This is a genomic window from Streptomyces sp. NPDC029159 (genome assembly GCF_055564055.1).
In genome coordinates, this window is record NZ_JBVHWT010000001.1 from 373125 (window position 1) to 379124 (window position 6000).

The window sequence follows — 6000 nt, forward strand, 5'->3', positions numbered from 1 at the left end:
TTCCCCGGAGAGGATGGGCGGCCCACCGGTTGGATGTGCCCAGTTATCCATGCACCCTGAGCCGGTTACAACAGCCGACAGGAGAGGTCACTCTTTTGGAGCAGCGTGAAAAACAGTGAACTCACACCAACTTGCGTGCCAACATTGATCGATGCTTCTATTCGTCCGCGACGGACGAGGTCCTGACCTTCCCACTTCTTCCACCCCATGGCGAAACAGGGAAGCGCGACACACGAATTTTCTCGGCATTCCCCTACAGGGAGAACAGCCGTAGCGGTAACGCCAGATCGCCGTCCGTCACCCCACGACATCACGTCACTGCGAAGCGAGAGTTGCATGCGATCGCTACGCACGTACGAGTAAATCGCGCCAACACGATTGATAATCGCCATATCAGGCAAGGGCTGATCGGAAAATGAAAAGTGTTTTCTCGCACCGGACTCTGCCCGCGGCCCGCGGCCGCACGATGTCACTCGCCGAGTACGGAGAACGGCGATGGGCGGTCGCGATGGACGGACTGGACCCCAAGACCATGTTTCCTTACGAGGCCGGATGGCGGCTCCGCATCCTTCCCGGCGTCGGGCACGTTCCCGTGGGCAAGATGACCCGCCAGGTCGTCGATCGCGCGCTGCATTGCTGGATCGCCGACGAGTGCGGGCTGTCGACGGTGAAGAACAGCCTCGCCGTGCTGGTCCGTGTCCTTGAACAAGCCGTGAAGGACGGGTTGCTCGACGCCAACCCGGCCCGGGTGACCGGATGGCAGCAGGAGTACCAGCGTGCCCAGCTCGAACGCGCCACGCCACGGTCGCTGGCGCTGCCCGACCCGGCGGCGCTCGACCGTCTGGCTGCCAGGCTCGTCCAGTCTTCCTGGGGCGGCTACGAAGGCTGGGGGCACATCGTGCGTTTCGCCGCGTGGACGGGTACCCGCTTCAGCGAAGTGTCCGGACTGCGCGCCCAGGACATCGATCCGGGCACCTGGACATGGCATGTGAGACACCACACGGTGTTCACCGCGGACGGCCCGGTGGACGGCCGGTGCCCGGCTCGGAACCGGCGATCCGTACCGCTGCGACCTGCGGCACGGGCGCTGGTTGCGGGACGGCTGGAGGCGGCACGACATACCCCGCAGGCACGGCTGTTCACCGGTCCTTCTCAAAGCCGTTTCTCCACCGCTGTGCTGCGGAGGGCGACCAACTGGGAGAGCGTCGTGGTCGAGTTGGGGCATGAATTCCTTCTCCGCCACGACGTACGGCGTACCGGGCTGACGTGGATGGCGGACGCCAGGCTGCCGATGCACGTGTTGTGCGACATCGCCGAGTGTCTTTCGCCGGATGCCGTCCGGCCCTATCTGCCCCCGGGCGGGCGTCCGCCCCGAGAACCGGTGACGAGGCGCCCGGGCCAGGGTCCGGCCCCCGCCTCCAGGGGGCGGGGGCCGGATGGTGGAGGGGGCACGCCCTCCTCTCAGGTGCCGGTACCGGACCGTGCCATCAGGTCCGTACGGTCAATCCACCGTCGCACACCGGAGGAATGAAACCGGCGCCCCGGCGACGGCCTTCTCCTCACACGTAGGTGAACCCGCCGGGGACGGTGGCGCTGCCGCCTGAGGTCGTCACCACGACCGGGACGTTGCCGGCAGCGGTACCGGCCGGGGTGAAACCGAACAGGATCGTGCCGCTGGGGTCGGTGCCCAGAACGGTCGCCGGGGTGCCCCCGAAGGTAACACTCGCGTTCTGCAGGCCGGAGCCGACAATGACGAACGGGGTGTTGCCCGCCACCGGACCGGTGGCAGGGATGATCGCGGTGGCGACGGGGATGCCAGGCGGGGCCGGCGTCACGTAGGTGTAGGCCACCGGGTTGGAGGTACCCGCGGCGTTGCTCGCGGTCACCTGCACGACACCGGCGGCGTGCGCCGGAGCCAGCACCGTGACGGTCAGCCCGATGGGGTCCTGACCGACGATGGTGGCCGGCGTGCTCCCGAAGAGAACGCTGTTGGTGCCGGCGAGGCCCAGTCCGAGCAGGGTCACCGAGTTGCCGCCCGCGACCGGCCCCGAGTTCGGGAGCACGGCGAGCAGGACGGGCCCGAACTGCGGCTGGGCGAACGGAATCAGTTGGCTTGCGGATGTGGACATGGAAGTCCTCCTGCTGTCTGTGGGGTGTCGCCCGGCTCCGCTCGTGACACACACGATTCACGAGCCGAGAGTCCGAGCACTGGCAGCAGTCGCCCGTACCGGAGGAGAACACCGACGGCGCACGCAGTCGGCTCACACTCGCGAGGTGCAAGGGGCCGTCGCGCTGTCGGACTTCCTTCGCAGCCCTGCGCGCGGGGGCTGGTGGACGGACCGACCACTGAAGCCCGAGGGGGATGGACGGCCCACCAGCCAGGCGTCTTCAGTAACCCAGAAGGGTTGTCGCGGTTCAACGCCCTTGACATCACGCCACCCGTTCGGCCCAGCGCACTTCGCGGTCCCCTCACCACGGTCATCGACAGGGCCGGTTGAGAGCCGAGGGAGAGCGCGGGCCCAAGGTCGGTTCCTGCGCCCGCTCGTGGCCGGGGACAGGAAGGGTGCCCCGAGGGGGCGAAGCGTTTGTGAAGTCGGATTCCCGGGACTGTCACTTTTCCGAGTGCAACGGTGATCTGTGCCGTCGGCCCGCCGGTGTACACATCGGACTGCTCCGAACGGTTGATTGATGCATACCGGGCTTGCCGGATTAGTACCTCGTTTGGGTTACTGGTCAGCGATCTGGACCGGCAGGCCGCCCATCCGTGTGCCGGGGAACAGCGTCGGCCGGCGTCGTGGTCACTCTCCAGAAGCGCCGGGTCCGCGCACCCACGTCGAGTACAGGAGAGAAGTGTGCATTCCTCGCAGAAGAAAGCCGCCATCGCTGAGGACTCCGCTTTGCAGGCGGGACCACTCCCGCCGTGGCTGGGAGCCGTAACGGTGGGAGACGGAGAGCTGTCCGCTGATCCCGCGGCCGCCGTCGCCGTTCCAGTGGGGAACGGCCCGGTGTGCGTGGTGATCAGCCCTGACGGAAGCCGGGCCTATGTCACTGATTTCGGCTCCGGCGCGGTGTCCGTGATCAGCACGGCCACCAAGTCGGTGACCGCCACGATCCCGGTCTCCGGAGGGCCGTGGGGCGCCGTTGTCTCTCCGGACGGGCGGCACCTGTACGTCGCGAACCACGGTGGCAACTCCATCAGCGTGATCGACACCACCACCAATAGGGTGATCAACACGATGACGGGGACAGTCAACCCGGTGCACCTGGCCGTCACACCCGACGGAAGCCGGCTTTTCGTGGCCTGCCAGGCCCTCAATCAGGTCGTCGTGCTGGACACCGGCAGCGGTAGGCTCATCGCCGGGATTCCCGTCGGTACCGGGCCGAGGAACATGGCGATGAGCCCGGACGGCGTACGGGCCTACGTCAGTGAAGAAGGCTCCAACACGATCAGCGTCATCGACGTCGCGACCAACAGCGTTGTCGCTCACATCACCGGGTTCCTCTTTCCTCGCGTGCCCGCCCTCACACCCGACGGACTACGCCTGTTCGTACCGAACTTCGGCGGCAACACGGTCGATGTGCTGGACACCGCAAGCCAGGCAGTTGTCGCGTCCATCCCCGGTTTCTCGTTGCCCTTCGCGGCCGCCGTCACCAGGGACGGGAAGGTGGCCTACGTCTCCAGCAACGGGGACGGCACCGTGAAGGCCATCGACACCGGCACCTACGACATCATCGCCACGTACGGTGGACTGAACGTGCCGTACTGGGTCGCGGTCACCCCTGACGAACAGAACGTCTACGTGGCCAACAACGGCAACAGCACGGTCAGCGTGCTGCCCGGGCCACGGGGCATCTTTCCGCAGCGGGGCCCCACGAGTGGAGGCACGCGGGTGACCATCATCGGCAGCCACCTGAGCAACACCACCGCTGTCCACTTCGGTGATCGCCTGGCCACCGACGTGGTAGTCGTCAGCGACAGCGAGATCACTGCTGTCACCCCCGGCGGGCATGGTGTCGTCAACGTCACGGTGACCACGCCCGGGGGCACCAGCAACCCCATCCCCTTCTACTACATCGAGCCTCCCCGTCTGGTGGCGCTCGCCCCCGCCTCCGGCCCCGCCACCGGCGGCACCACGGTGACCATCACCGGCGCCAACCTGGCCACCACGCAGCAGGTGACCTTCGGCACCACCTCCGTCCCGCCGGTGATCATCTCCGACAGCCGGATCACCGCCACTGCTCCGCCCGGAGCGGTCGGCACCGTCCCCGTCGTCATCACGACCATCGGAGGCATCGCCAGCAACGCCACCTACACGTACATTGCGGCGGCCGGTATCACCGGCCGCGACATCGCCCACCAGTCCGACACGGACCGCCGCGGGTAGGGCCCCTCCGACGCCGCACGTGTCGGAGCAGGCCCCGTGACTCATCGTGTCGAGGACGGTCCGATAGCGCCGAACCCGTTTTGCACGGACCACGTGTCCGCCCCGCGGTTCGCCGCTCACCTCGACGAGGCGCGGCGCAAGGGCGCGGGCGACCGGCTCCGCTCGCGGCGACGCAGGCAGGCGGGGAGGCAGGCAGGGGAAGGCAACCTTCTCGGGCCGGAGTACGCCGTCTCCCTGCCGCCGCGGCGGTGCCATGCGGGACAGACCGAGGAAGCGACGCACGGCCTCCTACGTGCCACGGCAGAACCCACGACCACCGCTCCTGCTGTCTCGGCGTCTGGAGCGGTGGCCATGGAGTCGGGGCCGACATGATCGGCTGATGCGTGCGCGGACAGAGCGAAGAGGCGGCCCGTCACGCGGTGGGTACGGCTCACCCACGGCTGCGGTCCGCGCGTACGCGCCGCCCGGCGGCAGGGGAACTCAGCCACCGGGCGGCAGGGGAACTCAAATGCTGGGGGGAGGCACTCGGGTATATGTCAGGGCCACGCTGGTTCCGCCGGCGGTGCTGACGGTGACACCGACAGGTCCTGGGGCTCCGGAGGGAGCCACGGCGGTGAGCTGCGTGTCCGAGATCACGGTGAACGCGGCGGGCACCGTGTCGAACTGCACCGATGTGGTTCCGGTGAGTCCACTACCGGTCAGGGTGACGGTGTTGCCACCGGATACAGGCCCCTGCGCCGGGCTCAGCGCCGCCAGTACGGGCACCGCGAGGTATGCGTAGGAAATCCCTCCGCTCGTCCCTACAGGAGTGGTGACGGTCACCTGCACGACACCCGCCTCAGAAGCCGGCGCGACGGCCGTGATCTGGGTGTCGGAGACGACAGTGAAAGAGGCTGCCGCAGAGCCGAAGAGCACCGCCGTCGCGTTCAGCAGATGGCTTCCCGTCAACGTCACGCTGTTTCCGCCGCTCAGAGGTCCTGATCCAGGATTGATGCCACTGAGTACGGGGGCAGCGACGTAGAAGTATGTGGCTCCCGGGGAACTCGTGCCACCGGGGCTGGTGACAGTGACCTGGACCGGCCCGGCTGTCCCGGCGGGGGCGACAGCGGTGATCTGTGCCGCGGAGACAACCGTGAAGCTGGCGGCCGCCGTGGAGCCGAAGGTGACCGCGGTCGCTCCGGAGAAGCTGCTGCCGGTCAGGGTCACCGTGTTACCACCGGAAAGCGGCCCCTGGTTCGGGGTCACGCTGCTCACCACAGGCACGGATGTGTACGTGTAGGCCAGACCGTTGCTCGTCCCGCCAGGGGTAGTGACAGTGACCTGAACGGTCCCCGAACCCGCAGGAGCCACAGCCGTGATCTGCGTGTCAGAGACGACCGTGAAGGAAGACACGACTGTCGCCCCGAAGCGCACAGCCGAAGCCCCGGTGAACCCCGACCCGGTCAGCGTCACCGAATTCCCACCCGCCGCGGGCCCCGAAGACGGCACCACGGAACTCAACACCGGTGCAGAAACCGACGTGTACGTGTAGGCCAGACCGTTGCTCGTCCCGCCAGGGGTAGTGACAGTGACCTGAACGGTCCCCGAACCCGCAGGAGCCACAGCCGTGATCTGC

4 protein-coding genes are annotated in these 6000 nt (G+C 67.6%); 2 read left to right on the forward strand and 2 right to left on the reverse strand.

Translation table 11 applies throughout. From position 1 onward, the window contains the following. The first annotated feature begins 508 nt into the window (after nucleotides 1-508). Entirely contained in the window at nucleotides 509-1531 is a 1023-nt protein-coding gene (locus ACZ4U4_RS01665; RefSeq protein WP_467868236.1) for a tyrosine-type recombinase/integrase, read from the forward strand. Between the two features lie 28 nt (nucleotides 1532-1559). On the opposite strand, the gene ACZ4U4_RS01670 is transcribed toward ACZ4U4_RS01665, so the two are convergent. Beyond that, a complete protein-coding gene (locus ACZ4U4_RS01670) occupies nucleotides 1560-2129 on the reverse strand; it encodes an IPT/TIG domain-containing protein (RefSeq protein ID WP_467868237.1) in 570 nt (189 codons plus the stop codon). A gap of 723 nt (nucleotides 2130-2852) precedes the next feature. On the opposite strand from ACZ4U4_RS01670, the gene ACZ4U4_RS01675 reads away from it, so the two are divergent. Then, nucleotides 2853-4385 (forward strand): IPT/TIG domain-containing protein, encoded by a 1533-nt coding sequence (locus ACZ4U4_RS01675; protein WP_467868239.1) that lies wholly within the window; start codon nucleotides 2853-2855, stop codon nucleotides 4383-4385. A 504-nt stretch (nucleotides 4386-4889) separates the two neighbouring features. Here ACZ4U4_RS01675 and ACZ4U4_RS01680 read toward each other — a convergent pair. Then, the gene (locus tag ACZ4U4_RS01680; RefSeq protein WP_467868920.1) at nucleotides 4890-5987 is read right to left on the reverse strand and encodes an IPT/TIG domain-containing protein; all 1098 of its coding nucleotides are present in this window, start codon (nucleotides 5985-5987) and stop codon (nucleotides 4890-4892) included. Nucleotides 5988-6000 lie beyond the last annotated feature (13 nt).